Source organism: Bacillus sp. AG4(2022) (assembly GCF_031844465.1).
In the GTDB taxonomy this organism is placed as follows: domain Bacteria; phylum Bacillota; class Bacilli; order Bacillales; family Cytobacillaceae; genus Bacillus_AB; species Bacillus_AB infantis.
On sequence record NZ_JAUZVH010000001.1, the window covers coordinates 783941 to 808534 of the forward strand.

The following is a 24594-nucleotide window of genomic DNA, read 5'->3' on the forward strand; positions in this document are numbered from 1 at the left end:
ACAAAAAAGACATCCGCAGATGTCTTTTTTGTTTCCCATCATAATGCATGTTTATCGATCAATAAAACGAGCTCAGCAATCTCCGGCTTGCTCACCTGGGCATCTGCCCCTACCATTTGCCCCTTATGGCGCAGATCATCCGTAATCAGCGAAGAGAATATAATCACAGGCAGCTCCCCGAAGGACTGGCTTGATTTGATCCGCTTTGTTAAATGATGGCCGTCCATCTGCGGCATCTCTATATCCGTTATGACCAGCTGGACTTCTTCTTTGAGATTCTTTCCATCAATTTCCAGCTTCTGGAGATATTCGAGTACATCCCGCCCATTTTCGAAGAATTCCACGTATTGAAAGCCTGCTTCCGCCAGGGTATCGTGCAGAAGCTTCCGGAGAAGGGGAGAATCTTCTGCAACAATAAGCCTCTTGGTGCTGCGCTCCCTATCACCAAGCTTTTGCACCATTTGGACATTGATTCCTGATTCAGGGTTGATATCGACGACTATTTTTTCAAAGTCGAGCAATAATACCATGCCGCCATTTATCTTAACGACCCCGATGATCTGGCTTTCAGCTCCCTGGTACAGTTCTGACGGCTTCTCAATTTTATCCCATGATATCCGATGGATCTGGGTAACATTCTGGACATGGAATACAACCTTCTGCTGGTTGAATTCTGCCACGATATATTTATCGGTTTCTGGACTCCCGCCCGCGGCAAGCCCGAGAGCTTCCGCTACATTGATGACTGGAAGCACCTCTCCGCGCAGCTCAATGATTCCCTCTACATTTTTGTGTGAACGCGGAATTTGCACAACAGGAAGAGGATTGATGATTTCCTTCACCTTGATGACATTGATTCCGAATTGATTGCCGCCAACTGTAAACTCGACGATTTCAAGTTCATTTGTTCCGCTTTCCAGCAAAATACCGTTGTTAGATTCCATTTTAATCTCCTGCCCTCTTCAAAAAAACTGATCTCATTCTTTATTATCGGCAAGAAACCGTCTCAGTTTAGCATTCCGGATATCAACCCTGCTGCATCTCATCTGGATGCTGGATCTTTGAATGGACTATAAGGCCGATGATAGTAAGAATCATGAGTGATCCAAGAGCCATACGGCTGGCAGTATCTCCCCAGTCCGCGAAAATGAGTGTGATGCTGCCGTACAGGAAAGGGCCGATGATAGATGAAACCTTACCGGAAAAGGCAAACAGCCCAAAGAACTGGCCTCTTTTGTCCTCGGGTGTCAGCTCAACAATATAGGTCCTCGTTGTCACCCACATGGCTCCCAGGGAAATGCCAAACATGCTTCCTGCTGCCCAGAACATCGCTTCGTTGACAGCAAAAGTGGCTATGATAAGTGCTGCCAGAAGCAATATGCCGACATATTTGACAGCCTTGTTCGCTCCCTTTGCTTTCGTGATATACCCGAAAACAAATGAACCGATGATGCTTGATAAGGTGGACACCAGATATAGCAGGATGAATTGGCCGGTGGAAAAGCCAATGATTGCCTTTGCATAGATAGCCATCATGGCAATGGTTGTAGCTATCGCATCATTCAAAAAGAAATAAGCAATCATGAAGGTAAAGACCGGTTTATACAGCTTCATCTCTTTAAAAGTTTGATAGATTTCCCTGTATCCCGACAAAAAAGATTCTTTCTTTAATTTTGCCGCAGGCTTCGGATTATCTTTTACAAAAAAGAAAAGCGGCAGGGAAAATACAAGGAATAAAATCCCGGTAGGAATGAAGGCTTCATGAAAATTGTCATCTCCTATGAAAGGATAGACAGTGAGCCCCACTAATGTACCGATATAGCCGACAGCAACCCCAAAGCCGGAAATGAGAGGGATATTCTCCTTGGTCCCTATATCCGTAATCATAGAATCATAGAAAACCAGGCTGGAATGGAAGAAGAACTTGGCTATCACGAAGGAAACCACTACAAGCGCCAGGGACATTGGCAGCCCGAATAGGGTACTCTCCATGCTGCTTCCTGCAAAAAGCCCCATCAGGATGATGGCCGCCACGGAAATGAGCGTAAATATGACAATATATTTCTTCTTTCTTCCGGTCCTATCGATCATGACACCGAACAGCGGTGAAAATAAAACTAAAAAGAAACTTGCTACTGCGTTTGAATAAGAGATAAAAGTGCTGGCAATCTGATCGAGCACTTCGCTCGTTCCGACCACTTCATCCAGATAAAACGGAAAGAAAATAGTATTGATATTGGATGAAAATATCGTATTGGCAAAATCGTATAAAGCCCAGGATATAACAGGAAGTGTGAAATACAGCTTCCATGGGCTTATGCCGCTTCCTGCCTTAGCTGTCTGCTTCTTTTCCAGTGCAGGCATCCTTACAACCCCTTTTTTCTTTTTTCAATTTCTCTTTTTCTTTTCCCAGTTTCATTGTATACCTGCTTGACTTGCTGGTAAACAGGCTGCAGAGCCTCTTTCTCTTTTATCCCCCTCTCTCCACCCATCATATATTCAATCTCTCAGTACAAAATACCTTTCTTTTTACAATTAATTTACAAGGAAACACAGCTCATATTAATTTAAGTTTTTCAATAATTATTCAGGTCGAATATGGTATAATGACAGGAATTAATTTAAAGGTGGGGAACGATGAGGAGGAAGGAACAAAAAGAACAGACAAAACAGCTTTTATTTGACAGTGCAATCGAATTATTCAAAAAGCAGGGATTTCAAAATACGACCGTTCAGCAAATCAGCAATCATGCAGGGGTTGCCAAAGGGACATTCTTTAATTATTTCACATCCAAAGAAGCGGCGCTGCACGCAATTGGCTCTCACCAAATAGCTGTGCTGAAGGATTTTAAATCGGAATACGAATCCTGTACAAGCATCGAGGCTGCGTTTATGGCGCTCTTCAGCAAAATGGCAGCCGTCAATGAAGAATACGGCCCGAATCTGCTGCTATCTATTTTTCATATAATGACGGTTCAGAAAGACTTTCAGCATTCTGAGCTCAAAATGACCGGATTTTTCAAAGAGTTCCTGGCCAGCATGATTAAGGAAGGCCAGGAATCCAGCGAGTTTTCCAGCTCCATAGATGCGGAGCCCTTTGCGCAGATGATTGTCAACTCTTTCTTCGGAACCCTTTTTCATTGGGTCCATCATTATGAGCAGGAATCACTGGAAGAACTGATGGCCGGCATGGCTGGGCTTTATCTTTTCAGATTGAAGAGCTCACACCATTAGCGAAGGGGCTGATCTCCTTTGGCTATTGGGAGGCTCAGCTGCTTCGGGTATTCAAGAACTGCTCCACCTGCTCTTTATGGTGCAGATCATGTTCAGCAAAATCAATGAAATATTCTCTTGCCGAAAGTTTATTGCCGCCAATGAAGAATTCCTTATCCAGGTCGCTTTCTTCCAGGCCTGCAAGCATTTGAATGATTCTGGCCCTCGTTTCGGCAAACCGGCGGAGAATCTCCTCTTTGGCGGTCCCGCTCAGGGCGTAAGCCTCTGCTTCATCATTGATCTTTTGAAAATCAGGAAAGCCGGGAAGCTTAGCCCCTTCTGCAAAGTACGGAAACCTTTCAGTTAAGGAATATTGATCCCAGAACAGCATATGGCTGACAATAGCAGCCGGCGGCCATTTACCCACGGCTGCCGGTGCAAGCCATGCCTCATCACCCGCTTCCTCCAGAGAAAGAACCCATTCTAAAATACTTTCATTATGTTCTATCAAATCTTGTTTCTTCACCTGAGATGCACCTCCTCTTACTAGTTAATACATTCATCAGCTTACTCATAAAATCCTTTTTCCCTAAAAAAAAAAGGCAGCCGCAATTGCTTGCGCCACCTTTTCCCCAGCATTATCATTCTCAATTTCTTACAACAACCGTGCCGGCAATCATATCATGCAGAGCCTGCTTTCTTTCCGTAAAAGCTGCCAAAATATAGCCAATCAGCAAAATTTGCGATAAAAAGGCTTGTGCCATATATCTGCCAAGCGCTCTCCAGAAAGTAATTCTGTTCCCTTGAAGGTCTGTTACTTTCAGGCCGACAAGCTTCTTCCCTAAAGTCGCCTGCCATTTAGATGCGTGCATTCCTGCAAAATATGCTACCGCGATTACAGTGCCGATCAGTAATGTCAGCAGCAGCGCCCCGAAGTAGCGGCTGATAAAGTCTATAGTCTCTGCCTCTGTCATCTCTCCGGATTCCATATAGGCCGGGTCAGTGAATGAGGACATGACTGAATCTGAGGTGCCGAGAAAGACGACAAAGATGATCGTTGTTATAATGCCGATTGGAATTCCCACTATGATGCCGTCAATCAGGTAGGCCCCGAATCTGAGCCAAAAACCCCCATACTCCTTTGGTTCTGAATAATTCTGTTTTTCAAATGCTGCCTCCACCAAAATACCTCCCTTACCATTATCAATTTCATGTTAAAGGTTTCCCTGCCGATATTCAATAGCTGTTTTTTCCTTAAATAAGCCATAATTGGAATATCGAACCACCACCTTTTACCCCGAAGCTAAATATCTGAAACAGCCTGCATGGTTACAATTCATTAAATCTGATAAAATATTGCTATTGAATACCACAGCTGGCATCATCTTCTCTCCAGCACTTTCTGTAGGAGGTACATATTTTGGAACATTTGATCAATAAAAACGTGCAGCAAATTGAAATATCAGGCATCAGGAGATTCTTTAATATGGTTGCAGGGACGAAGGACATGATTTCCCTCACCATTGGACAGCCTGATTTCCCTACCCCTCTTCATGTCAGGGATGCTGCAATAAAAGCGATTGACAGCGGCTTTACATCCTACACCCATAATGCCGGTGATATTAGGCTGAGAGAAGCGGCTGCCTCTTTTGTCCGGCAAAAATACAAGATGGATTATAATGCTGAAAATGAAGTGATTGTGACAACTGGCGCCAGCGAAGCGATCGACATTGCGTTCCGAACTATTCTTGAGGAAGGAGCCGAAGTGATCCTCCCCGGGCCGGTCTATCCTGGGTACGAGCCGATTATAAGACTGTGCGGTGCCGTGCCGGTACACGCCGATATAAGGGACAGCCGGTTCCGGTTTACTGCAGAAGTTATCCGCAGGCATCTCAGCCCGAAGACCCGCTGCATTGTTTTGCCTTACCCCTCCAATCCGACCGGCGTCAGCCTCACCGATGAAGAATTGGCAGAAATAGCGGACCTTGTAAAAGGCAGGGACATTTTTATACTGGCCGACGAAATATACAGCGAGCTGAACTATGGCAGGCCTCATACATCGATTTCCTCCCTGCTTCGGGAGCAGACGATCGTCATTAACGGACTCTCTAAATCCCACTCCATGACAGGCTGGAGAATCGGCCTGCTGTTTGCGCCGGAAGCCATAGCAAAGCATATCCTCAAGGTCCACCAGTATAATGTTACCTGTGCTTCTTCCATCTCCCAGATGGCCGCCCTGGAGGCTCTGACAGAGGGAATCGATGATGCTGTTCCGATGAGGGAAGAGTATCTGTCAAGAAGGGATTATGTGTACGGCCGCCTGGTAAACATGGGGCTGGACGTTGTCAAACCGGACGGCGCCTTCTACATGTTCGTCAAAATTCCGGAGAAGAATATTACTTCTTTTGATTTTTGCCTGAAGCTTGTAAACGAGGCAGGAGTCGCTTTCGTTCCCGGAAGTTCTTTTTCGGAGTTAGGAGAAGGTTATTTCCGCCTTTCCTTTGCCTATTCGAAGGATACGCTTAAAGAAGGGCTGGATAGGCTTGAAGCCTATCTTGGCAGGCTGGACAGGTAGAATTGGAGAAACCCGCAGTCCTTAGACTGCGGGTTCCTTGCTGCACCATCCTGGCCTTAAGTTTCTTTATTTGTTCCAATGCTTGTACAGGGCCTGTGTTCCGCTGTCTTCTTCCCCTTTTTCAGCAAGCTCCCTGTAGAGCGATTCCGAGAGAGCAAGTCCGGGAGTATCCATGCCCATTTTCCTTGCTTCTTCCAGGGCGATATAAATATCTTTCAGAAAATGCTTTATGTAAAATCCCGGCTCGAAGTTCCCTGCAATCATTCTTGGTGCCAGATTGGACAACGACCAGCTGCCGGCTGCCCCTACAGAAATGCTTTTCAGCACTGTCTCTGGATCAAGCCCCGCCTTTTCTGCATAGACAATCGCTTCACTGACACCGATCATATTGGATGCAATGGCAATTTGATTGCACATCTTCGTATGCTGGCCCGCTCCAGCCGGTCCCTGGTGGACAATATTGCTTCCAAGCACCTCCAGCAAAGGAAGCAAAGTGTCAAAGTCATCCTTTTCCCCGCCTGCCATGATGGACAGCCTGCCTTCCCGCGCGCCGATATCGCCGCCTGAGACAGGTGCATCAATGGCTCTCAGCCCCTTCTGACGGGCTCTTTCAAAGATTTCTTTGGCTAAAGTCGGAGTAGATGTTGTCATATCAATCAAATATGTATGTTTTTTCCCATGAGCAATCAAGCCTTCTTCCCCAAGAAAAATCTCTTCCACATCCTTCGGGTAGCCGACCATTGTAATGATGATATCAGACGTTTCGGCTATCTTCCGGGGGGATTCTGCCCATTGGGCGCCCAGTTCCAAAAGCTCTTCCGCCTTGGACTTTGTTCTCGTATACACAGCCAGTGAATAGCCTGCCGCAATCAGGTTCTTAGCCATGCTATTCCCCATAACCCCTGTACCAATGAAGCCGATGGCTGTTTTTTCAGGTGACACCATTTTCATTCCCCTCTCTGCTTATATCTGCATTTAGATTGTAGCATATTGGCATAAAATCAGCTTTGCAGAAGCCCTGACACATTCTGTTCTGTTAAATGACAAAAGACCGGGCACTTCCTGCCCGGCCTATCCCCAATTTTATGCGCGTAAAGCTCTTTACCCGCTATATGGGACCGCAAACCCTAAAATTGTGTTGAAAAGTTAGTCAGATATGCTTCCGCAATGACTTTTTGATCATTATACACTTCGACCGATACAGCCTGATCCATGGAGATCATCCTTTCAATATCCGAGGAGAGCAAATCTTGCTTAAGAGGGATTGGTTCCATATAAACCATTTTCTCTTCGCCATTTTCTTCAGCTTCCATATACTCTCCATCATAAACAGATTCTGCGCCGTAAATGATTTCTTTTGTACCGAGCGCCTTTGCAAGCTTTTGGTTATGTATTAATACCTTTACCTTGAACAGCTCTTCCCCGCTTAAGATCTGGCTGTTAAGCTTAAAGCGGAACTGAAGCTCATTCTGGTTCGTCAAATAAGCTTCTGCATGCTTGTTTACAATCGCCTTGTCGTCTGCAGGCATGCAGCCTGGCAAGATGGCCGCAGACAATAGGAAGAGGAGCGGCATCAATAGTTTCATAAACACACCTCCTTGCCATTACCATTTCCTATAGTCTGCTGTCTTAAACGCTAATTTTTAAAAAAGGGAAATTCCGTCCTTTCAGACCAATCAAAAAGCCGGGATTCTCTCCCGGCTTTTTCTTTAGATTGATTTAACCATGCCCCCATCCACAAGAAACGAACTTCCTGTCATATAGCTATTTGCATCCGAAGCCAGAAAAACGGCAACTTTTGCAAACTCTTCAGGAGTCCCATAGCGATTGAGCGGGATGGATTTTTCTGATTTCTCCTTCATCTCCTCAGGTGAGACACCCGCTTTTTCCCCATTCACCTGATCCAGATGCTTCACCCTGTCCGTGTCAATTCTCCCCGGAGCCAGTGTATTCACAAGGATGCCGTATGGAGCAAATTCCTGTGCCAAAGTCTTGGAAAGCCCGACTATCCCTGTCCTGAATGTATTGGAAAGCACAAGGCCAGGAATCGGCTCTTTAATGGAGGAAGAGGCAATATTGATGATTTTCCCGCCGTTTTTCTTCAAGTACGGCAGTGCTTCCCTTATATTTCGCACATATGAGAGCAGGTTCAGTTCGAAAGATTGGAACCATTCTTCATCTGAAAGAGTTTCAAAAGAGCCGGAAGGAGGGCCTCCTGCATTATTAACCAGGATATCGATTCCTCCAAAACGTTCAGCTGCAGCTTTCACCATATTCTTTATATCGTTTTCAGAAGTGACGTCTGCACGTATGAACTCTACCTCACCGCCCAGATTCTCAAGCTCTGACTTAACTTCCTTCAGCTTTCCCTCATCCCTGCTTGCCAGCATAACATTCGCGCCTTCTTGCAGAAGCGCCTTTGCGATTGCCTTTCCCAGCCCCTGGCTGGAAGCAGCGACAAGCGCTGTTTTTCCTTTTAGGTTCAATTCCATTAGTCAGCCTCCTGTACATGTAGTTATAGCAATATTATACAGAATATACAGGCAAATTACACAGATTGTGCATCAGGCATCCAGCCGGCACTCTGTCCGGCTCAATGGAGGACCCTGCTTAAAAAGGGGCTTTGTGAAATATATAGTTCATTCCTCTGTTTTTCTTTCAATTGGCGATATCTATCCTGAATAAAAAAGCTGATGATCATGCTAATCATTTTTATCAGCATCCTTCCGTTTCTTATGTTTTAATTATAAAAACCTGGAAACGGATGAGTAACAATCAAGAGGATGGATTTTTCTCATCCTCTGGTCTGAATGCTTTCTCCTCCTATGGCGGAGGTTTATGGACAAAAAAATACCGACTGGCATTGCCAGTCGGTCAGTAAGGGGGGAAAATGAGAATGATCAGCTTACTTACATCTTGCTTAAGTGCTTACTCTGCATATACCCCGTGATTATCCCGTTAAAACCTTTTTTTAAAAAAGTTTTTATTTTTGTGTGGCCTGCTTAACAGCTGCCACTACTTCCTCTGCAGTCCCCATCTGAAGCGCCTTTTCGGCAAGCTCTTTCATTTCTTCCGTTGACAGGCGAAGAATTTGCGAGCGTGCTTTCAGTATGGAAGTGGCACTCATGGAGAACTCGTCCAAACCGAGGCCGAGCAGAAGCGGAATGGCAGTCTCGTCCCCTGCCATCTCACCGCACATGCCAGCCCATTTGCCTTCTTTATGAGCTGCATCGATCACCATTTTTACAAGGCGCAGAATAGCCGGATTATATGGCTGGTATAAATAAGATACCCTTTCATTCATCCTGTCAGCTGCCATTGTATACTGAATCAGATCGTTCGTGCCGATGCTGAAGAAATCAACCTCTTTGGCAAACTGATCGGCAAGGACCGCAGTCGATGGAATTTCGACCATGATGCCAAGCTCAATCTTGTCAGCTGTTTTCACGCCTTCAGATGAAAGCTTTTGCTTTTCCTCTTCAAGGATTGCTTTCCCCTGGCGGAATTCATCCAGAGTGGCGATCATTGGGAACATGATCTTCAGATTGCCGTAAGAGCTCGCTCTCAGCAAGGCTCTCAGCTGCGTACGGAAGATATCCTGTTCTTCGAGGCAAAGGCGGATCGCACGGAAGCCTAGGAAAGGATTCATTTCCTTCGGCAGGTTCAGGTAAGGAAGCTCTTTATCCCCGCCGATATCCAGTGTACGGACAACAACAGGCTTTCCTTCCATCCCTTCAAGGACAGCTTTATAGGCTTCAAACTGCTCTTCCTCTGTCGGAAGCTGGTCCCTGCCCATATAAAGGAATTCTGTACGGTAGAGGCCTACAGCCTCACCGCCATTATTGATGACTCCTTTAAGGTCCTTAGGCGTTCCGATATTGGCTGCCAGTTCTACATGATGTCCGTCGGCAGAAACCGTCTTTTCGTTGACAAGCTTTGCCCATTCAGCTTTCTGAGCTTCAAAGGCAGCGTTTTGCTCTTTGTAGCTTTCAATCGCCTCAGGTGTAGGATTTACATGAACCTGGCCGGTAAGACCATCAACAATCACCATATCGCCATTCTGGATTTCCTCTGTAGCTGTCTTAGTGCCGACAACCGCAGGTATTTCCATTGAACGGGCCATGATGGCTGAATGGGACGTCCTTCCGCCGATATCAGTTGTAAACCCTTTAACAAACTGCCTGTTCAACTGCGCAGTATCAGATGGCGTCAAGTCTTCTGCAATGATGATCACTTCTTCGGCAATCATGCTAGGGTTGACGACCTGGACTCCAAGCAAATGGGAAAGCACACGCTTGGTGACATCGCGGATGTCTGCTGCGCGTTCCTTCATATACTCATTGTCCATTTGTTCGAACATGCTGACGAACATATCAGCTGTTTCCTTCAATGCCTGTTCAGCATTCACTTTTTCTGTCTTGATCTTTTCTTCGATGGGTGATATTAATTCCGGATCGCTGAGTACCAGGAGATGTGCATCAAAGATGGCCGCTTTATCTGCGCCCAGGTCTTTTTCCGCTTTCTCCCTGATGGCCTCAAGCTCTGATTTGGAAGTGGCCAAAGCCTGCTGAAAGCGGCCGACTTCATTGTCTGCATCCTCAACCGTCTTTTTGCTGAAAGACAGATCAGGTTCTACCAAACGGTATGCTTTAGCAATCGCAATGCCGCTTGAAGCTGCAATTCCCTGTAGAAAGCTCATTATTCAGCAAGTCCTTCTTTTGTTAGAGTGTCTTCAAGTGCTTTTACAGCCTCAGCTTCGTCGTTTCCTTCAGCAATGATTTTAATATCAGCGCCCTGGCCGACACCAAGAGACATAACACCCATGATTGACTTTAGGTTAACCTTTTTTTCTTTATATTCTAAATGCACATCAGAATCGAATTTGCTTGCAGTTTGAACCAATAATGTAGCTGGACGAGCATGGATTCCAGTTTCAGCCGTTACTTTGAATTGTTTTTCAACCATTGAGATCAGTCTCCTTTAGAATTAATTAATAATTATAGCAAGATGTATATGAGTTTGTTGCCTACTAACTTAATCTAACCGATTTATGCCAAAACGACTAAGCAGTTGCCGGAAACGCCCATAAAAGCCGCATCCCGTTCTAAATGGAACAGGCCAAAAGCGCCAGTACATATTGCAGTTATTTATCTACGCAATAGTATTTTTTCCATCTATGGTTTATTCATGTATGAAATTAAGTATAGTTTAGTCGCCTTTTTTTCAAGTCATCAGACAACCAACATCTCAAAAAAAAGAATAGCATTTCCTCCCGTCTTAGACAACGTTAATGCCTTATTTTTTAAGGATTTGCAGGTATTTTTTTTATGAAACGCTTTCATTTGGCATTGTTTTCTTTTCTTTACCCAAAAAGAGGATATTATAACTTACTCTCAGCTTATTAATGGCAGCCCCATATTCATATAGGGTGTTCCCTGTCCCATGGGACTGCAGCTTAGCGATTTCTTTTACGCATCTTGCAAGCAGTTCGGCTGCCTGCTTCAAATCCTTCGCCCTGAATTCAGTCCGGTCTTCGACCAGCTGCTCCAGTATTGAATCTGCAAGATCCACGATCCTGTTCAGACGTTCTTGTTTTGTTAATTCCATTCCGCCGCCTCCTCCGTGCTTTTTAGATTTATATGCCGGAGGCTTCTTTAGATGTTAGGATTTACGTCCTTTCAGCTGCTTTTTTTGGAAAATGCCAAGAAACCTCGCTGAAGATAGTTCCCCTTCCTTAACAAGATGCAAATGGATCCGCTTCAGATCTTTTTTCAATAAGGCAATCTCTTTTAGAAAAGCAGCAGCTTCAGCGGCATCAGCCAGCTTTTCTCCGTATCTTACTTTTTCATATATGCTGCTGGTAATGGGGTCAACATGCAGGCCGATCCTGTTCATCCACTCCGGAAAGCTTTCGGACTGTCTTCTGCCGAGCTGCAGTTTATCACTGTATGATTCGAGCTGGTATATCTCCCTCCTGACAGGGTCTAAAGGCGCCTCTGTCCGTTTTTTTCCGCGGTCCATGCCTCCATTACTGCCAGGCTCCCGCTCGACAGTGATATATGATTTCTCTTTATCCTGCATCGCATTTCCGGAAGTTTTCTTTCTTTTTTTATATAGATAGTACATGATAAAAATAAGACTGGCTGCAGCAGCTGCTGCCAGCACCATTTCAAATCCCTGGCCCTGTTCTTCCATTAAAGGCTGTTCCCTGCTCTCACCCAGCTGCTGATCCTGGCTTTCAGGCTCTTCATTTAAAGAAACGCTCCAGTCGCGTTTTTCGGCCCATTGGAAAAATGGGGATGCAGCTGCGCCAAAAAGATAAGCAACGCCCCTCATCATAGAAAAGAACAGCCCGGTGACAGCGGGAATAGCAGCCACAGCCGCCGCTCCAATTGCAAAAACCCCCAGCATGGCAAGTACAAAATCACGAATCAGAAGCCCTTTGTTTTTCCGGGAAGTTCCGGAGGCAGCCAATCTTGAAAAAAATCCTGCTACAATAATAAAGGCTTCCTGCAGGATGACCATCCAAACCAACTTGCCAATCCATGTGCGATCCAGGAAAACAGCCGCCAGGATAACGGCAAAGCCTCCCGCGAAAACCAGCAGGAAGAGATTGCTGTCAGAACTTCCTTCAGGGTCTTTATAGGCAGCTTCTGTCCTCCAGAATACAAGTACCCCGAAACATAGCAGTGCGAACCAGGAGAAGCCCAGAAGGGTTCCAGCAATGAATATAAAAGGCAGTACAGCGGCAAAAAACAGCAGGCTCCCTCTGCTGCCGCCGGCATTCAGCAGGAAGAAATACAGCACGGCTGATGCTGCCAGGAGAGTAAACGAATATAACACCGGCAGCATGTCGCCTGAGGGCATAAACACCGGGCAGAGCAGCATGCTTGCAAGAGCAGCCTCCGAAATGAGCGTCATATAGGGATGCCATTTGATTCCGGGCAATTAAATCACCTCTTTATGGATAGGTTTCGGAAACGGCTTTATCCAGGCTTTTTGCTCCAGCAGCTGCATTTCGAGCACTGTAAAACCTTTCTGTTCCAATTCTTTAAAATACTTATCTCCAGCCTGCGGCTTTAAGCCTCCATGGATAATATAAGGCTGCAGGGCAAAATGCCTTGTATAATGGGCAGCCATCTTGTCATATGGATACAGGACAGAATGATAGCCTGCAACCGCAAAGCTTTCCAGCACCTTCTGGAGATGCGCCTTTCCGGTCCCGGCGGGAATATATTGAAAAGGGACGGGTCCTGCTGTCCGGATATTCATGCAAACCGCAAAGGGAATCCCTTCTTTTACAGCTGTGTATGCAAGCTCGGCCGAACAGCTCAGAAGCTCCTCAAGCCTCGGAGTAATGGAGTATCCTTCGGAAAGATTCAGAGAAAGCAGCAGGCCTTTTTCAGAAACATTTTCATATACCTTGGTCTGGATGCTCCGGCTCCTTGCCGTTGCTTTCCAATGAATTTGATTGAAGCTGTCGGTGGGCACGTAATTCCTCGTGCCGGCAGGAGACAAAACATCCTGAAATAGTGTATGCCTGGCAGCCTCATTTCCTGGTTTTGCTGATACAAACTGTTCTTTGTTTTCTACAGGCAGCCTTTTCGGATAGATGAGCGCTTCCTGGGCGATCATTGTCCTGTATTCCAGCACTGTCTCGCCAAAACCGAAGAAATGGGGAATCCGAAGCTCCATGCTGCGGATTTTCGCAAGCCCCCTCCTGCCGGCTGAAAATGGAATCCGGACTGAATATTCCCCTTTTCTTGGAAGAGTGAATGGGATGGATAGCTCGTACTTTGAAAATCTCGGCTGCTGAACCCCTTTCAAGGGGATTACAAGATCATCGAAATAGACGTAGAGCCGTGCATTCAAAATGGGAAGTCCGTTATTTACAAAACCCAGCTCCCATTCATGATGCTCTTCAATAAACATCCGTTTCCTGACAGCTTTATTTTCAAATTCGACTCCTTCCCCCATTTTCTTCAAATAATAATTATTGGCAAGGAGGACACAAAAAAACAAACTGGACATCAGGAACAAAATTGCCGAGGTCAGATAAAGGCTAAGCAAAACCAGCAGCAGGGCAAGTGCAGACATAATCTGCAAGGACCTGTTTTCGACCGTATACTTTTTCCACTCCATTCTAGCGGGCACCTGCTTCAACTGGGACTTCAACGGAATCAATAACTTTTTTGATCACTTCTTCCTCTGTGCTTGTAAGGGATGCTTCGGCGGTAAGATAGATTCTATGTGCCAGCACATATGGAGCCATTTCCTTGATATCCTCCGGGACGGCATATTTTCTGCCTTTTATCAGTGCAGCACCGATTGCAGCCCTCAGCAGGGCAAGCGACCCCCTTGGGCTGACCCCAAGTTCGATGGCAGGGGTTTCCCTCGTCTTCCTGACAATTTCGAGCAGATAACCTTCAAGCTCTTCCGATATATGTATCTGTGCTGCTGCCTCCCTCAATAAAGCGAGTTCCTGCCGGCTTACAGCCTGTTTTACGGCAGCTGACTGCCTCCTTTTTCCCTTTATTATCATCCTTTCTTCTTCAAGGCTGGGATAGCCCAGTTTAACCCTCATGAAAAAGCGGTCAAGCTGTGCTGCCGGCAGCGGAAAGGTCCCTTGCTGCGACTCTGCCGGATTCTGCGTCGCAATGACCATAAAGGGTTCTTCCGCCCTGAATGTATGTCCGTCAATCGTTACCTGGCGTTCCTCCATGGCCTCAAGCAGGCTTGACTGTGTCCGCGGGGTAGCCCTGTTTATTTCATCAGCAAGTACAATATTGGCAAGGATGGGCCCTGGGCGGAACTCAAATTCATGGTTTTTCGGATTGAAAAATTGGATTCCTGTAATATCACTCGGAAGTACGTCCGGTGTAAATTGAATCCGCGAGAACTTTCCTCCAAATGTTTCAGCGAATGTTTTTGCCATGAGTGTCTTGCCTGTTCCAGGCACACTTTCAAGAAGCACATGGCCATTGAAGATGAGCGAAATCACCAGCAACTCTGCTTCTTTATCCCGGCCGACAATCACCTTTCCTATTTCTCTTTTCAGTTTTTCTATTTGATCAAGCATTTGCACACCTCTATTATTCTAATATTTTGTCTTTTTAAATATAACATGAAATTATACAAGCATAGCAAGTGATTGGAAGAAATAGACTCAGCAGAGAAAATGGTTGCAAAAAAGGCGGTCTGGTGATTCAATAAACTTACAAGAATTAACAAACAAATATATGAAGGTGATCATATGAGATATAAACGGGATGAGCCGTTCCGGTTTCAATTCCCTAAGCCGCTCCATGGGTCCTTCAGGATTATAAAAATTGACGATAAACCGGTTGAGGCAAGGCCAGGCACAGCGGAGATAATGGATTTGAGCCCGAACGGCCTGCGTTTCAAGGCTTCCATGGACCTTCCGGTAAGAGAAAAAAAGCTGCTGATGGAAATGTCTTTCATCATTAACGATTCTCTTATCACCATGACCGGTGAGCCGGTATGGCAAAAGCACGAATGGAATAGCAGCACCTATGGCTTCGTATCTGCAGAAGGCAGCGAAAAAAGCCTTGAGATTATCCAGCAGCTTAAAGAGTATGCCAGAAAGGCTGCCGGCTCTTACAAATCAAGATAAAAAACTCCAGCGCATTCTGCTGGAGTTTTTTTTACTGGAACTTTACGTTCATGCAACGGAAACATTATGAATCACCTATATGATGGAATAAACCACTTGAGGAGGCTTCATATGTTTTCCCATCTCTTAAGCTGCCTGATTTTCGTTGGGACTATTTTCATTTTCAGCATCCTGCTGCTGCGGAAAAACTAGAAGGAATCCTGCTATTCCTCGTACATCATTTTCCTGGTCATTCCCCCATCGACCACGATGTTTTCGCCCGTTACAAAATCGTTTTCCGGATCACAAAGGTAGAGGCAGCAGCGCGCTATATCAGACGGTTTACCTACTCTTCCTGAAAGATGCTGCTTATGGTCCTTTTCCCGCAATTCATCATAATGCTTTGTTTCAATCCAGCCCGGGCTGATGGAATTAACCCTGATTCCCTTGCCTGCCAAGGTTCTTGCCAAAGCGTGGGTAATGCTCGTGATCCCTCCCTTGGATGCAGAATAAGCCTCTGTGTCAGGCTCAGACATGGACGCCCGGGTCGAAGCCATATTTACGATTGAGCCTCCACTTTTCATCAGCTTCACTGCTTCCCTGCTGCAGAGGAAAACGCTCCGCAAATTAGTCTGGAGGATCTCATCCCATTCATCCAATGTCATCTCCGTAAATGAAATAAACTTTGAAATCCCGGCATTATTGATAAGGATGTCTATAGTTCCAAACTGAGCGGCTGCCTTTTCCATGGCAGTTATAATGCTTCTTTCATCTCTCACATCTGTATACACAAAAAAGGCTTCCCTGCCTTCGGATACCAGCTTCTCCTGAAGCTCAGCCCCTTCCTTTTCGGCTATATCTGCAATAACTACCTTTGCACCTTCTTCAGCAAATGACTTGGCAATGCCCTTGCCAATCCCATTTGCACCACCGGTTATGAACACTGTCCTGTCTTTAAACTTCATTGCTCCATCGACTCCCTTCCTATATATATTGAGCCTTCAGCTATATATTGAGCCTTCAGCTGCGGGGCTCAGGTAGATATTGATACAATACATCTCCGCCTCGCTGGCCAATGCCGCGGAAATGCTTAAAGTCCGGGCGGCTGACAAGCACCCTGCGAAACTCAAGGAAGTCTTCCTTTTTTACATAGTACTCCGCAAGTTCACCGTCTTTGAGCTTATCTAGCAATTCATTCACCAAGTTTTGTTCCAAGCCAATACCTCCTTTTCACATACTTACTGTATACCAAATTACTATAAGAATTTCCACGGAAATACTTGCAGAAGCACAGTTATGCAATACCCTTATGTTTCAATCCGAAAAATGGAAATTTCAGTTAAAAATGTTCAAAATTCTTTACGAAATTCAAAAAGTAGTGCAAAATGTTAATAAGCTTTTAGAGAAGAAACAAACACGGGAGAGGGAGAGGATGTATGAAGAAAGCAGAAGTCGGAAACGTGATTGAATTCAGGGAAGGCTTGAAGGGCATAGTTGAAAAAGTGAACGAAAATTCGGTGATTGTCGATCTTACATACATGGATGACTATCGTGATCTTGAGTTAGAGCAAAGGACTGTTGTTAACCATAAAAACTATAAAGTCATTAAAGAATCGGTATTCTAATCGTAAAATGTAAGCGCTGCTATAATATAAAGTAAATAAAACTCCGCTGCCAGGCGGAGTTTTTTTATTTGCCTGCAAGGCGGGCTATTTCATCCGATTCATATATCATTGCAGCCTTGCGGGCTTCCTTATCACGGATTGCGGCCGCTGCCATCCCTTTTGCCACATCTAATGCCTTGATGGATTTATACTTTTGAAGCTTTCCCTTCATAAACGGCCCTGCCGCCCTTAAGAAAACCTCGCCGGCCTTTTCCCCCAGCCTGAACTCCGCCCTATCGCCGACAAGAAGGGACGGCCGGAAAATGTGGAGGCTGAAAGCATTCAGTGTCTTAAGCTGTTCTTCCACCTGTCCTTTTACCTTATTATAAAAAAACTTAGAATCCGGGTCTGCCCCCATTGACGATATAATCAGGAATCTGGCTGCACCTTCTTCTTGTGCAAGATGTGCCGCCTTTAAGGGATACTCTAAATCGGTTGCCCGAAAAGCGTCTTTGCTTCCCGCCTTCTTAATCGTTGTGCCAATACAGCAGAATATATCGTCAGCCTTGAAGGCATCCCCCATCTCCTCCAGCCTGCTGAAGCCCCCAATGTATACCGTCAGTTTAGGATGTTCTATGCTAAGCGGGCGTCTGCTGATCACTTTTATTTCTGAGTACTGGCCGCTGCCCAGGAGCAGCTCCAAAAGATGGCCCCCTGTCAAGCCGGTAGCGCCTAAAATTAGTGCTTTTCGCATCTTTTTCCCTCCTGTATGCTGTTAAAAACAGTTGTATGAACAAAAGTAGTAGCAGAGTACTTTCATTTTTTGATAAAATAGTGATTGGTTTGTTAGAACACCAATAAATTGTACGAGCCAACAGCTTACTTACTGATTATACAGCAGAAGAAGCATTGCACCGTAAACCCGCATTTATATTTTCCACCTGGCTGAAAGGAGATCATGAATGAAAATTGGCTCAATTGATATAAAACTGATCCTGGGGATCATGATTGCCCATTTGTTATTGTTTTTCACTTTTCAGGACAGGGCAGTATTTTGGTATATATTCACCGCTTCCATGCTGTTTCTGATCAGCTATTCAATTATGGCAGAAGAAGTGGAGGATGAGGCTTCTTTCCGGTCTTACCTTTTCTTTGGAGCAGTTTCCGGGGTACTCCTCTATGGATTATTCTGGACAGGCCATTTTCTGATAGAGATTTTGAACCTGCCATTCGCAAGCCAAATCGGGAGATTGTACAGCCGGCTTTCCCCGGAAGTAATCTGGCAATATATCGTCCTGATCCTTGTCATCATTCCGGGCGAAGAAATTTTTTGGCGGGGTTTTGTCCAAAAACGCCTGCAAAGCTACATAAAACCAGGATGGGCAGTGATATCAGCTGCTTTGCTTTACGCCTCCGTCCATTTCTATTCCGGCTATCCGGTCCTTGCCCTTGCAGCATTTGCAGCCGGGCTGTTCTGGGGATATCTGTATGCCTGGAAGAAAAGCCTGCCCCTGGTCATTGTCTCTCATCTCATATTCGATCTATTAATTTTTATTATCTTGCCATTCAACTGATGAAATCAGCAAAATTTGTAACTTTCTGCAGATAACATCGTCTACTCTATTATAAAACTGCATGACATACAGGAGGAATGCCAAAATGAACACACTTCAAAAACTATTGCTGGCTACAGGGATCCTTTCACTTGCACTTGCCGGGTGCGGGACTACAGAGGACACAGGAAGTGAAGACAATGGAACCAATACAGAAGAAACAGCGGGCACAACAGACGGCACCCAGGAAACCGGTGACAATTCAAATGGTGAAGACATAGAGCAGACGGATGATCAGTCTGAAGGAGAAGAAAACGAGGAGACAGGCAGCTCTGAAATGGAGCAGGAAAAATCCCTGTCATACCAGGTGAATGGAGAAACGATGGAAGAAACTGCAGTCCTTGAAAAAAGCGACAACCAGAATTATTCTATGTATGTCCTTCCTTCATACGAACTGACAGCTGAAGAGCCTAATAAAGATGTACTCTATCTGACAGATAATGATCAAGTATTCATGAGGATTGAGCTGCTGCCGGAAGATACAGATTGGGAAATGGCTGAAGAGAACGCAAAATCCCAGCTGACAGCGGTAAGCAGTGAGGTGCAATCTGCGGAGGCTTCTGATGATGAATTCCTGCAGGATGCAATCATTTACGAAGCAGCTTCAGAAGAAGATAAAGCAGCGGTATACCTGATTAAAAACGGTGGACAGCCCCTAAAGCTGAGCATCTACACAAAAAATGATGCTGATCACACTGATGCTTTTATTCAAATGGCAAAAACCATTTCAGCAGAGAAATAAGGAAAACAGGCCGATGAAACACCTCATCGGCCTGTTTTTTTTCATGCTTCTTTTTCTTCTGTAGGTTTTATCCAGAGCAGGACAATAAATAGAATGCTGACATATCCGAATATCGGATAAAGATAGGAAAGCAGTGTACTGTATTCTATCATGCTGATTAAACAGGTAATTAGATAAATTCCCCCGACCGACCAGATGGCCGGGATTGAAATATACTGCCTTATCTGCCTCTCCAGCCCGAAAATATTTCCTATTATTGAGGTAAAAATTTCTCCATAAATGACCAGTACAAACAGGCCGTAAAAACCGGATGCAAGATTTTTCATGATGACTGCCATTGGTATTTCATATACTTCCAGGTTAGGGAGCATTACAAGAGTCAGATGGCTTGATAAAAGGATGATGGTCAATGCCGCCCCTCCGATATACCCTCCCATCCTGATGGTCCGGTCATCTTTTATTTCAGCTGCAACAGGCACCAGCACCGCCTGTGCCAGGGCCAGATTGAGCGCGGTATAGGAAAATGGCGCGGCTACAGCTTTCCACCCATCCTCCGCAAACGGAATGAACAGCATCTGCTCCTTAAAGCCCGGGAGCTTTATAGAAATGAACATTAAGATAAAACTGAAGGCAATCATCATAGGCACTACAAACAAATTCACAGCAAACAGCCCTTTAATGCCGAGAATCATTACAACCACCGATAATATGATTGTTGCAAGCACCCCTGAGAGCTTGGACAATCCAAGCTGCTCCTGAAATACAGCTCCTGCGCCTGACAGCATGACAGCACATACGCCAAGGAGCATAATTAATGTCAGCACATTGATCACTTTTCCGAAATATCTGCCGAACAGATAATCATTCAGCTCCTGGTAGGACTTTGCATGTATCCGTGCTGAGATCCTCATCAGCTTTGTTCCCAGCATAATAAATATATATCCGCTCATCAGAATTCCGATCAGCCCGATAAACCCGAACCGGGTAAAAAACTCTACTATCTCCTTGCCTGTTGCAAAACCCGCCCCGACTACTGTACCGACATAGACAGCAGCAATCTGCAAGGCTCCAGTCCAATTTTTCACGAAACCGCCTCCTCCCCTTCATGTATATGACCGGCTTTTCCAACAAAGACGAGCTTTTCAAAACAATTCATTCCTTTGGCTTAAATTGCCAAGTCTTATTGCTTGAAAGTCAAATAAGGTCAAAGTATAATAAAATCAAAGTTAGTCAAAGATAGTCAAAGTCAACATATAGGAGGCATTGATTGATGAACTGTGAAAAATGTCAACAAAACCAGGCAACCATCCAATTAAGGTTTAATATAAATGGAAATAAAATAGAAACACATCTCTGCAGCAGCTGCTATCAGACCGAAAAGCAAAAAATGAACGCTTCCTTCGGTTACCAGAATCCCTTCGAGGCTTCCGGCATGGAAGACTTGTTCAAACAAATGGGCGCCGGTGAAGCTAGTGCCGGCAAGGGAATGAAACAGCAGCCAGGCAAAAAGCCAAACGGCTTTATTGAACAGTTTGGCAAGAACTTGAGCAATGCAGCCAATGCAGGCTTAATAGATCCTGTCATTGGCAGGGATGAAGAAATTGACCGTGTCATTGAAATACTCAATCGGAGAAATAAAAATAATCCAGTACTGATCGGAGAGCCCGGTGTCGGGAAAACTGCCATTGCAGAAGGATTGGCACTGAAAATATCTGAAAAGAAAGCACCCCGCAAACTGCTGAATAAAGAAGTTTATCTTCTTGATGTCGCTTCGCTTGTTGCCAATACCGGCATTCGCGGACAGTTTGAAGAACGGATGAAACAGCTTATCACAGAGCTGCAGGAAAGGAAAAATATTATCCTGTTCATTGATGAAATCCATCTTCTTGTCGGAGCAGGATCCGCCGAAGGCTCCATGGACGCAGGCAACATCCTGAAGCCTGCTCTTGCCCGCGGCGAACTTCAGGTAATCGGTGCGACAACTTTAAAAGAATATCGCCAGATTGAAAAAGACCCTGCGCTTGAAAGGCGTTTCCAGCCTGTTCACATTCAGGAGCCAACACAGGAACAAGCCTTAGAAATCCTGAAAGGCCTCCAGTCCAAATATGAGGACTTCCATGAAGTCACCTATTCGGAAGAGGCGCTGTCGGCATGCGTCACTCTATCAAGCAGATATATACAGGACAGATTTCTTCCGGATAAAGCCATTGATCTGCTGGATGAAGCAGGATCAAAAATCAATCTGACAGCAGAATATACACCAGGGGAAGAAATCGAGCAGAAGCTGGCTGAAATATCAGCTGCCAAAGAAGAAGTCCTGAAGAAAGAAGACTATGAAAAAGCGGCCAAGCTCCGTGAACAGGAAATCAAGCTTGAAAAAGCATTGAACAATGATTCGGCAAAGAGGCCGGTAGTGGAAGCGGGACATATCCAGGAGATCATTGAAAGAAAGACCGGCATTCCGGTCGGCAAAATTCAGCAGGATGAACAATCCAAGATGAAGAACCTTGAAAAATCCCTTTCCGAAAAAGTGATCGGCCAGGAAGAAGCTGTTAAAAAGGTCGCAAAGGCAGTACGCAGAAGCAGAGCTGGATTAAAATCCAAAAACCGCCCAATCGGCTCTTTCTTATTTGTCGGACCAACCGGTGTTGGTAAGACCGAACTGACAAAAACACTTGCTGAAGAGCTCTTCGGCTCTAAAGACAGCATGATCAGGCTTGATATGAGCGAATATATGGAAAAACACAGCATTTCAAAAATTATCGGTTCCCCTCCGGGATATGTCGGCCATGATGAAGCAGGCCAGCTGACTGAGAAGGTGCGGAGGAATCCATACAGCATCATTCTGCTGGATGAGATAGAAAAAGCCCACCCTGACGTACAGCATATGTTCCTCCAGATACTCGAAGACGGCCGCCTGACAGACAGCCAGGGAAGGACCGTCAGCTTTAAGGATTCTGTTATCATCATGACAAGCAACGCCGGTGCAGGACACAGGGAAATCAAGGTCGGTTTCGGCAGCAGCGAAGCTGTCAAGGAATCAGGAATTCTTGATTCTCTGGGCAGTTTCTTCAAGCCTGAGTTCCTGAACAGATTCGACAGCATCATAGAGTTCAAACAGCTTGAAAAAGACAGCCTGCTGAAAATTGTGCAGCTGATGCTGGAAGAGCTGAATACAGCACTCAAAGAACAGGATATGCTGCTGACTTTTACTGATGAAGCAGTTGAAAAACTGGCCGAGCTTGGCTATCATCCGGCGTTTGGAGCCCGTCCGCTTAGAAGGGCAATCCAGGAGCAGCTGGAAGACAAAATTGCGGACTTTATTCTGGAAGATCCATCATGCACACAGCTGCATGCAGACCTTTTGGATGGAAATATTGTGGTTACTGGAAAATAAAGATACAAATCAATTGCGAAAGGCATACAGAAGCTTAATACAGGCTTACTGTATGTCTTTTTCTGTTAGACATGAAAGTCGCTCAACAAAATCTGACAAATTGTGATAAAATTGGTTAATATACTAACCGAAAGGCACCCTAAGCATGAACAAAACAAGCCTGATAGAAAGCCGGAATCTGCTTTTGATACAGCTGCTCTGGCTGTTTTACATAATCGATACAGCTTTTTACACATTGGTCGATCAGCGCTATGATTTGCTGTGGCCGCCTGTCGGCCTTGGCTTTTGCCTGCTGCTCACCGGCCTCTATTATCTTAAGCCGAAGCCTCACTTCATGATGATTGTAATCCTGGCCAGTATATACAGTTATCTGTTTTACCTGAACCTGCAGCTTCCTTATCTGGTCAATTATATTTTTCTGGTGTTCGGGATCATTTTATCAGCCTTTTATCAGAGTTATCTTGCGCTTGGCATTTCCACCTCGCTGGCTGCTGCAGCCCTTATCATCCTGAATGCAGCAAATGGACATTTAATTGCAGAAATGTCCGGCCCTGAGGACCTGCCTTATATCCTCCTTTTTGCCCTGCTCACAAGCATTCTGCTGTTTTTCATGATCAAACACGCGAACAGGCTGTGGGAAAAAGCAGAGAGAAGCGAAATGGCTGCAAGGAAAGACCTGGAATCGACCAGATCCTATATCGACGCTTTTTTTGACAATACCAGCGATTCCATTGTAATTGCAGATGCAGAAAAAAGGATTCTAAGAATGAATAACAGTTTCTCCCTGCTGTTTCACTCCACAGCTCCAGAGCCTGGGGACAGCCTTGAAACCATCATAGCGGATGAAAATGGTAAAATCTCGGATATGCTGGATTCGGCGCTTCTTGGCCGCAGTATTTCCGGAGCTGAACTTTCCTTTCCGGGTGTCAGTGATGAGCCGAGCGTGCTAGAGGCGACCGTATCCCCTGTCTATAATGCTCAGCATAAAATTTTTGCAGTATCGATGGTCATAAGGGATGTTACTGAGAAGAAAAAGCTGGAAGAGTATCTGCGGAATTCTGAAAAACTGAAGGTCACCGGTGAAATGGCAGCGAGCGTCGCCCATGAAATTAAAAATCCATTAACCGTTATATCAGGATTTATACAAATGATTGGTGAAAAGGAGAATGACTATAGGCAATATATTTCAATCATCCATTCAGAACTGGAGCGGATGAACGGAATTATTAATGAATTTCTATATCTGTCCAAACCGCACACACCAAACATGAAGCCTCAGCCGCTGGAACCGCTGCTAAATGAAACAGCGCTCCTGTTTGAATCTGAGGCACATTATAAAAATGTGCACCTTTTGAAGGATATTCTTCCTGGATGCGGAACTGTCCTTTGCGACACCGGCAAGCTGAAGCAGGCATGCATCAATCTTGTCCAAAACAGCATCGACGCTATGCCGGAGGGCGGTGTTGTAAAGATCTCATGCAGACAGACCAGCACTGGTGAAGCAAGAATTTTAATCGAAGACAGCGGATGCGGAATGCCCGAAGAACTTTTGCAAAATATCAAAAAACCTTTTTTTACCACAAAGGAATCAGGTACTGGCCTCGGTCTGATGATTACAGAGCAGATTATCCAGCAGCATAAAGGCAGGCTCTCGATTACAAGCAGGATGGGCTCCGGCACAACAGCCGAAATCCATCTCCCCCTTTTTAAAGAAGATCTGGACAGCAGCCAGTAAAATAGTAATATCTGCAGAACAAAAGCGCAAGAGCCTTGATCACCTTTAGGAACGCAGACTAAGAACGCCAAGTCCTGTGGCAACGTCGGCATGGCCAGCTTC

At 45.3% G+C, this 24594-nt stretch carries 25 protein-coding genes; 8 read left to right on the top strand and 17 right to left on the bottom strand.

The features are described 5' to 3' along the window. Positions 1-38: 38 nt before the first annotated feature. Both Q9R36_RS03870 and Q9R36_RS03875 read right to left on the bottom strand, forming a co-directional pair. A complete protein-coding gene (locus tag Q9R36_RS03870; protein WP_311224556.1) occupies positions 39-944 on the bottom strand; it encodes a chemotaxis protein in 906 nt (301 codons plus the stop codon). Between the two features lie 82 nt (positions 945-1026). Next, positions 1027-2364, bottom strand: coding sequence for an MFS transporter (locus Q9R36_RS03875; RefSeq protein WP_311224557.1), 1338 nt, complete (start codon positions 2362-2364; stop codon positions 1027-1029). Positions 2365-2637: 273 nt separating this feature from the next. Between Q9R36_RS03875 and Q9R36_RS03880 the strand changes: the two genes are divergently transcribed. Further along, complete coding sequence (locus tag Q9R36_RS03880) at positions 2638-3234, top strand: TetR/AcrR family transcriptional regulator (protein ID WP_224950134.1); 597 nt, start codon at positions 2638-2640, stop codon at positions 3232-3234. 34 nt (positions 3235-3268) lie between these two features. Here the strand turns inward: Q9R36_RS03880 and Q9R36_RS03885 are convergent, their stop codons facing one another. After that, on the bottom strand, positions 3269-3739 hold the full coding sequence (locus tag Q9R36_RS03885) for a DinB family protein (protein WP_224950132.1): 471 nt from the start codon (positions 3737-3739) through the stop codon (positions 3269-3271). 121 nt (positions 3740-3860) lie between these two features. Continuing rightward, the gene (locus tag Q9R36_RS03890; protein WP_022543656.1) at positions 3861-4394 is read right to left on the bottom strand and encodes an RDD family protein; all 534 of its coding nucleotides are present in this window, start codon (positions 4392-4394) and stop codon (positions 3861-3863) included. 239 nt (positions 4395-4633) lie between these two features. Here Q9R36_RS03890 and Q9R36_RS03895 point away from each other — a divergent pair, with 239 nt between their 5' ends. Beyond that, the gene (locus Q9R36_RS03895; protein ID WP_129611835.1) at positions 4634-5788 is read left to right on the top strand and encodes an aminotransferase A; all 1155 of its coding nucleotides are present in this window, start codon (positions 4634-4636) and stop codon (positions 5786-5788) included. A gap of 66 nt (positions 5789-5854) precedes the next feature. Here Q9R36_RS03895 and Q9R36_RS03900 read toward each other — a convergent pair whose 3' ends face one another. The 9 genes from Q9R36_RS03900 to Q9R36_RS03940 all read right to left on the bottom strand — a co-directional run bounded on the left by Q9R36_RS03900 (position 5855) and on the right by Q9R36_RS03940 (position 14867). Next, positions 5855-6733 (bottom strand): NAD(P)-dependent oxidoreductase, encoded by an 879-nt coding sequence (locus Q9R36_RS03900; protein WP_311224558.1) that lies wholly within the window; start codon positions 6731-6733, stop codon positions 5855-5857. Positions 6734-6915: 182 nt separating this feature from the next. Further along, the gene (locus tag Q9R36_RS03905) at positions 6916-7374 is read right to left on the bottom strand and encodes a hypothetical protein (RefSeq protein ID WP_224950129.1); all 459 of its coding nucleotides are present in this window, start codon (positions 7372-7374) and stop codon (positions 6916-6918) included. Between the two features lie 123 nt (positions 7375-7497). Next, complete coding sequence (locus Q9R36_RS03910) at positions 7498-8280, bottom strand: SDR family oxidoreductase (protein WP_009794292.1); 783 nt, start codon at positions 8278-8280, stop codon at positions 7498-7500. Between the two features lie 491 nt (positions 8281-8771). Then, on the bottom strand, positions 8772-10487 hold the full coding sequence (gene ptsP / locus Q9R36_RS03915) for a phosphoenolpyruvate--protein phosphotransferase (protein ID WP_311224559.1): 1716 nt from the start codon (positions 10485-10487) through the stop codon (positions 8772-8774). Next, positions 10487-10753, bottom strand: coding sequence for a phosphocarrier protein HPr (locus tag Q9R36_RS03920; protein ID WP_009794289.1), 267 nt, complete (start codon positions 10751-10753; stop codon positions 10487-10489). Before Q9R36_RS03920 ends, ptsP begins: the two co-directional genes overlap by 1 nt. Before the next feature lie 360 nt (positions 10754-11113). Continuing rightward, positions 11114-11395 (bottom strand): hypothetical protein, encoded by a 282-nt coding sequence (locus Q9R36_RS03925; RefSeq protein WP_311224560.1) that lies wholly within the window; start codon positions 11393-11395, stop codon positions 11114-11116. Positions 11396-11449: 54 nt separating this feature from the next. Continuing rightward, positions 11450-12736: a hypothetical protein gene (locus Q9R36_RS03930; RefSeq protein WP_311224561.1), complete on the bottom strand. Its 1287-nt coding sequence runs from the start codon at positions 12734-12736 to the stop codon at positions 11450-11452. Next, on the bottom strand, positions 12737-13930 hold the full coding sequence (locus Q9R36_RS03935; RefSeq protein WP_311224562.1) for a DUF58 domain-containing protein: 1194 nt from the start codon (positions 13928-13930) through the stop codon (positions 12737-12739). It abuts the gene before it with no gap. A 1-nt stretch (position 13931) separates the two neighbouring features. After that, positions 13932-14867, bottom strand: a complete 936-nt coding sequence (locus tag Q9R36_RS03940) for an AAA family ATPase (protein ID WP_009794284.1) — start codon at positions 14865-14867, stop codon at positions 13932-13934. 174 nt (positions 14868-15041) lie between these two features. Between Q9R36_RS03940 and Q9R36_RS03945 the strand changes: the two genes are divergently transcribed. Further along, positions 15042-15422, top strand: coding sequence for a PilZ domain-containing protein (locus Q9R36_RS03945; RefSeq protein ID WP_094768857.1), 381 nt, complete (start codon positions 15042-15044; stop codon positions 15420-15422). A 203-nt stretch (positions 15423-15625) separates the two neighbouring features. On the opposite strand, the gene Q9R36_RS03950 is transcribed toward Q9R36_RS03945, so the two are convergent. Both Q9R36_RS03950 and Q9R36_RS03955 read right to left on the bottom strand, forming a co-directional pair. Beyond that, positions 15626-16366, bottom strand: coding sequence for an SDR family NAD(P)-dependent oxidoreductase (locus Q9R36_RS03950; protein ID WP_009794281.1), 741 nt, complete (start codon positions 16364-16366; stop codon positions 15626-15628). 55 nt (positions 16367-16421) lie between these two features. Further along, on the bottom strand, positions 16422-16616 hold the full coding sequence (locus Q9R36_RS03955; protein ID WP_311224563.1) for a hypothetical protein: 195 nt from the start codon (positions 16614-16616) through the stop codon (positions 16422-16424). A gap of 221 nt (positions 16617-16837) precedes the next feature. Between Q9R36_RS03955 and Q9R36_RS03960 the strand changes: the two genes are divergently transcribed. Next, complete coding sequence (locus tag Q9R36_RS03960; RefSeq protein WP_009794279.1) at positions 16838-17026, top strand: YkvS family protein; 189 nt, start codon at positions 16838-16840, stop codon at positions 17024-17026. A gap of 64 nt (positions 17027-17090) precedes the next feature. Here Q9R36_RS03960 and Q9R36_RS03965 read toward each other — a convergent pair whose 3' ends face one another. Beyond that, on the bottom strand, positions 17091-17759 hold the full coding sequence (locus Q9R36_RS03965; RefSeq protein ID WP_311224564.1) for an NAD(P)H-binding protein: 669 nt from the start codon (positions 17757-17759) through the stop codon (positions 17091-17093). A gap of 208 nt (positions 17760-17967) precedes the next feature. Here Q9R36_RS03965 and Q9R36_RS03970 point away from each other — a divergent pair, with 208 nt between their 5' ends. Both Q9R36_RS03970 and Q9R36_RS03975 read left to right on the top strand, forming a co-directional pair. Continuing rightward, a complete protein-coding gene (locus Q9R36_RS03970) occupies positions 17968-18579 on the top strand; it encodes a CPBP family intramembrane glutamic endopeptidase (RefSeq protein ID WP_009794277.1) in 612 nt (203 codons plus the stop codon). Positions 18580-18664: 85 nt separating this feature from the next. Further along, positions 18665-19360: a hypothetical protein gene (locus tag Q9R36_RS03975; RefSeq protein WP_022543651.1), complete on the top strand. Its 696-nt coding sequence runs from the start codon at positions 18665-18667 to the stop codon at positions 19358-19360. 41 nt (positions 19361-19401) lie between these two features. Here Q9R36_RS03975 and Q9R36_RS03980 read toward each other — a convergent pair whose 3' ends face one another. Further along, positions 19402-20445 (bottom strand): YkvI family membrane protein, encoded by a 1044-nt coding sequence (locus tag Q9R36_RS03980; RefSeq protein WP_311224565.1) that lies wholly within the window; start codon positions 20443-20445, stop codon positions 19402-19404. Between the two features lie 185 nt (positions 20446-20630). Here Q9R36_RS03980 and Q9R36_RS03985 point away from each other — a divergent pair, with 185 nt between their 5' ends. Both Q9R36_RS03985 and Q9R36_RS03990 read left to right on the top strand, forming a co-directional pair. Continuing rightward, complete coding sequence (locus Q9R36_RS03985; protein WP_094768852.1) at positions 20631-22757, top strand: ATP-dependent Clp protease ATP-binding subunit; 2127 nt, start codon at positions 20631-20633, stop codon at positions 22755-22757. A 145-nt stretch (positions 22758-22902) separates the two neighbouring features. Then, on the top strand, positions 22903-24492 hold the full coding sequence (locus Q9R36_RS03990; protein ID WP_101550746.1) for a two-component system sensor histidine kinase NtrB: 1590 nt from the start codon (positions 22903-22905) through the stop codon (positions 24490-24492). Positions 24493-24594 lie beyond the last annotated feature (102 nt).

Excerpts from the sequence above, each read along its gene's own strand:
- Q9R36_RS03870 (WP_311224556.1), bottom strand. The coding sequence starts at position 944 with ATGGAATCTAACAACGGTATTTTGCTGGAAAGCGGAACAAATGAACTT.
- Q9R36_RS03875 (WP_311224557.1), bottom strand. The coding sequence starts at position 2,364 with ATGCCTGCACTGGAAAAGAAGCAGACAGCTAAGGCAGGAAGCGGCATA.
- Q9R36_RS03880 (WP_224950134.1), top strand. The coding sequence starts at position 2,638 with ATGAGGAGGAAGGAACAAAAAGAACAGACAAAACAGCTTTTATTTGAC.
- Q9R36_RS03900 (WP_311224558.1), bottom strand. The coding sequence starts at position 6,733 with ATGGTGTCACCTGAAAAAACAGCCATCGGCTTCATTGGTACAGGGGTT.
- Q9R36_RS03905 (WP_224950129.1), bottom strand. The coding sequence starts at position 7,374 with ATGAAACTATTGATGCCGCTCCTCTTCCTATTGTCTGCGGCCATCTTG.
- Q9R36_RS03910 (WP_009794292.1), bottom strand. The coding sequence starts at position 8,280 with ATGGAATTGAACCTAAAAGGAAAAACAGCGCTTGTCGCTGCTTCCAGC.
- ptsP (WP_311224559.1), bottom strand. The coding sequence starts at position 10,487 with ATGAGCTTTCTACAGGGAATTGCAGCTTCAAGCGGCATTGCGATTGCT.
- Q9R36_RS03920 (WP_009794289.1), bottom strand. The coding sequence starts at position 10,753 with ATGGTTGAAAAACAATTCAAAGTAACGGCTGAAACTGGAATCCATGCT.
- Q9R36_RS03925 (WP_311224560.1), bottom strand. The coding sequence starts at position 11,395 with ATGGAATTAACAAAACAAGAACGTCTGAACAGGATCGTGGATCTTGCA.
- Q9R36_RS03935 (WP_311224562.1), bottom strand. The coding sequence starts at position 13,930 with ATGGAGTGGAAAAAGTATACGGTCGAAAACAGGTCCTTGCAGATTATG.
- Q9R36_RS03940 (WP_009794284.1), bottom strand. The coding sequence starts at position 14,867 with ATGCTTGATCAAATAGAAAAACTGAAAAGAGAAATAGGAAAGGTGATT.
- Q9R36_RS03945 (WP_094768857.1), top strand. The coding sequence starts at position 15,042 with ATGAGATATAAACGGGATGAGCCGTTCCGGTTTCAATTCCCTAAGCCG.
- Q9R36_RS03950 (WP_009794281.1), bottom strand. The coding sequence starts at position 16,366 with ATGAAGTTTAAAGACAGGACAGTGTTCATAACCGGTGGTGCAAATGGG.
- Q9R36_RS03960 (WP_009794279.1), top strand. The coding sequence starts at position 16,838 with ATGAAGAAAGCAGAAGTCGGAAACGTGATTGAATTCAGGGAAGGCTTG.
- Q9R36_RS03965 (WP_311224564.1), bottom strand. The coding sequence starts at position 17,759 with ATGCGAAAAGCACTAATTTTAGGCGCTACCGGCTTGACAGGGGGCCAT.
- Q9R36_RS03970 (WP_009794277.1), top strand. The coding sequence starts at position 17,968 with ATGAAAATTGGCTCAATTGATATAAAACTGATCCTGGGGATCATGATT.
- Q9R36_RS03975 (WP_022543651.1), top strand. The coding sequence starts at position 18,665 with ATGAACACACTTCAAAAACTATTGCTGGCTACAGGGATCCTTTCACTT.
- Q9R36_RS03985 (WP_094768852.1), top strand. The coding sequence starts at position 20,631 with ATGAACTGTGAAAAATGTCAACAAAACCAGGCAACCATCCAATTAAGG.
- Q9R36_RS03990 (WP_101550746.1), top strand. The coding sequence starts at position 22,903 with ATGAACAAAACAAGCCTGATAGAAAGCCGGAATCTGCTTTTGATACAG.